The sequence below is a fragment of the Vibrio sp. 970 genome (genome assembly GCF_033339075.1).
On sequence record NZ_JAWOTW010000172.1, the window covers coordinates 1 to 847 of the forward strand.

At 46.6% G+C, this 847-nt stretch carries 1 protein-coding gene; it reads right to left on the reverse strand.

Features of this window, described 5'->3' with window-relative positions; genetic code table 11:
- Positions 1–847, reverse strand: an 847-nt coding sequence (locus R7Q11_RS25495; protein WP_225466915.1) for a penicillin-binding protein activator, incomplete at both ends; no start/stop codon positions are given.

Sequence of the window (847 nt, forward strand, 5' to 3'; positions counted from 1 at the left end):
CTTTTAAGCGTTTTTCCATGTTGGATTGATCTGCCCATAGCTCGTTCATTTCAGCGGTCACAATTGGGTCTGGGTTTACTAACAGCGGAATGTCACTGTAGATAATGCCTGTTAGGTCTTCGTACGTCGCACCACCGCTGTTGCTACGAGAGTTCGAGAACAGTTTTGGTGGCTTCGCATCTGGGTTAATTGCGACCTCAATGAATGGTTTGATAAGTGTTAGTTCAGAGCTACGAGCGACAATGTAAACTGCGTCCACATCACGACGACTGCGTGGCTGTGTTTCCAACTTAATGCGCATGAGCGATTGCATCTGTGCGATACGCTGTTTGCTCTCTTGTAATCCAAAGACGTCGTTAATGTCTTTTTGTAGCTGGCGCTTATCACCAAAGTAGCTTGTTGCGACTTTGTTTGAGCTGTACTTGCTCCATTCTTCATTGAAAGCTTGCACAACACGCTCACCGTAGCTGCCTTTTGGCGCTAGGATCAGCGGGAAGTTATAGCCTTCGCTAAACAAGTATTTTGCAGCTTGAGCCACTTCTTGCTCTGGTGACAACGCTAGGTAGCAAATGTCGGTACCTGGCTGAACATCTTCAGGAATATTCAGCGCCAGTGCTGGAATGGCTGGACTGTTTGCTGAGCCATCCATTGTTGTTTGCAATAGTTCGACATTTTCTTTTTGCAGCGGGCCGACAACAAAATCGATGTTTTCGTTGATAAGACGTTGCTTCACTTCATCAGCGCTGTACGCATTCGTATCAATGACGGTAAGCGTTGCACTTGGATCGCGGTTTCTATCATTCATCATCGCGAATACAAAACCATCGCGGATCAATTGTGCCTGAGG